The organism is Candidatus Proelusimicrobium excrementi (assembly GCF_937881865.1).
Taxonomy (GTDB): domain Bacteria; phylum Elusimicrobiota; class Elusimicrobia; order Elusimicrobiales; family Elusimicrobiaceae; genus Proelusimicrobium; species Proelusimicrobium excrementi.
Genome location: NZ_CALGEO010000051.1, coordinates 1 through 1,765 on the forward strand (window position 1 = coordinate 1; position 1,765 = coordinate 1,765).

A 1,765-nucleotide genomic window follows, 5' to 3' on the forward strand; every position below is an offset into this window, starting at 1 on the left:
GACATTATTTTTCCTTTTTAAGCCGCATCATAAGCGCTTTTAAGGCGTTTACTGCGTCACTTTTGTTTTTACTGATGCAGAGTTCTTATGTTTTCTGCACCCGCCTTGCTTACGAGTAAGAAAGGCGCCGTCAAATCCAAAGCTTAATTGCTTTTAATTGCCACATCAACACCGGCGGGTAAATCAAGTTTCATCAATTCGTCTACGGTTTTGGGTGTGGGGCTCTTTAAGTCGATTAATCTTTTGTGGATACGCATTTCAAACTGTTCTCTGGATTTCTTGTCCGTATGAGGGGAGCGAAGAACCGTATACTTTCTGACTTTTACAGGTAAAAGAACAGGGCCGGCCACGATGGCGCCGGTCTTTCTAGCAGTATCTACTATTCTGGCAACGGAGTTGTCCAGCATTCTGTAATCGTAAGAGCGAAGTTTAATGCGGATTCTTTCCTGACCGCTTAACTTTGCTGTTTTCTTTTCTGTTTTTTCTGCCATTTTATTTTCCTAAGATAATTTTTACTCTGAAATTTTTATTTCTAAAATATATCGCTTGGCTTTAGTATCTCTCGTCGGGGAAACCTCCTCCCCATATATTTTTGAAAACTGCTTTTTATTAGATAATAAAGCGTAGAAAGAACACCTCCATGGCTGTTGTGTTAACGGTCAACTGCCATAGTAAAGAAGGTATTCTCTTCTACCTGCTATACACTTTACCGTAATATTATACCAATATTCGGGTTTCGTTTGCAACTGATTTTAACAATAGAAAAGCATTAGTAAAAACCGGTTTCAAACTATATATAAATTATATCATTTTAGCAGTCTGCTCCGCCTCAGTTTTTACCGAACGGGAAAATAGCCGCAATATCCTGAGCAGCTAAAAACAAAGTTTTTTGGGAAAAGTAGAGTTTTAAGGATTAAGAAGCGTACAAAATCAAACACCCGGCTTTCAAACCGGGTGTTATTGAATTATTTTGAGAAATAAGCTTCGTACGGCTTAGGTTCGCCTACGCAAACATTATCTTTGCAGGAGGGCGTAATTTCGACATAGCACATCTGCATGGTACACGCCGCGAGAGCGCATTCTTTCTGCCAAATATTTTTGATTTTTTCAGCGGATTTGGCGTTTACTGCCTCATAGCCGGCGCACATACAGCAGCCTTTATTTACAGCAACGCAGTCGGCGTCGGTACGGCATTTTTTATCCGCTTTCTCCAAAGCCCGGGCAAGAGTTTCGGGCTTGGAATTAACGGCGGAAGTTTGTTTATTCCCTCCGCAGCAAGCCGCCAAAAAAGCGGCGCAGAGTAAAACTGAAGTTAAGGCAAATAATTTTTTCATAATTAATATTATATCAAAGTGAGATAACGTTATTCTTTCTTTATATCCGCAAACAAGCGTACCCTATTTATTAAACGGTATAATATCCAAAACAAAGCCGGAGCAGACAAACTTTTTTACAGTTTCAAAATCATTATTTTTTACGGCTTTTATCAGGGCTTCCCCGTACTTCTTTGAATTATCCTTTTTATCGCTTTTCTTGATTTTAATATTATAATTTTCCGCGAACTTCCCCGAACCGGCAAAAAGAAAAACCGGCGAAACAAGCATACATACGGAAAGAAATAATTTCACCAGCATTTTATTGTTTTCTTTTTAATAAGATACATCTTACTCTTATTAATAACAAAAGAAAAGGGCCGGCAAAACCGGCCCTTTTAGCAAATGAGCGTATTATAATTACTCGATAATTTTGGTAACGACGCCGGCGC

3 protein-coding genes are annotated in these 1,765 nt (G+C 39.0%); all 3 read right to left on the reverse strand.

Features of this window, described 5'->3' with window-relative positions; all coding sequences use genetic code 11:
- Positions 1–143: 143 nt before the first annotated feature.
- Entirely contained in the window at positions 144–491 is a 348-nt protein-coding gene (rpsJ, locus tag ACQY26_RS02605) for a 30S ribosomal protein S10 (protein ID WP_428047521.1), read from the reverse strand.
- A 474-nt stretch (positions 492–965) separates the two neighbouring features.
- Positions 966–1,334, reverse strand: a complete 369-nt coding sequence (locus ACQY26_RS02610; protein ID WP_428047523.1) for a hypothetical protein — start codon at positions 1,332–1,334, stop codon at positions 966–968.
- A gap of 63 nt (positions 1,335–1,397) precedes the next feature.
- A complete protein-coding gene (locus ACQY26_RS02615; RefSeq protein WP_428047525.1) occupies positions 1,398–1,634 on the reverse strand; it encodes a hypothetical protein in 237 nt (78 codons plus the stop codon).
- Positions 1,635–1,765: the final 131 nt, after the last annotated feature.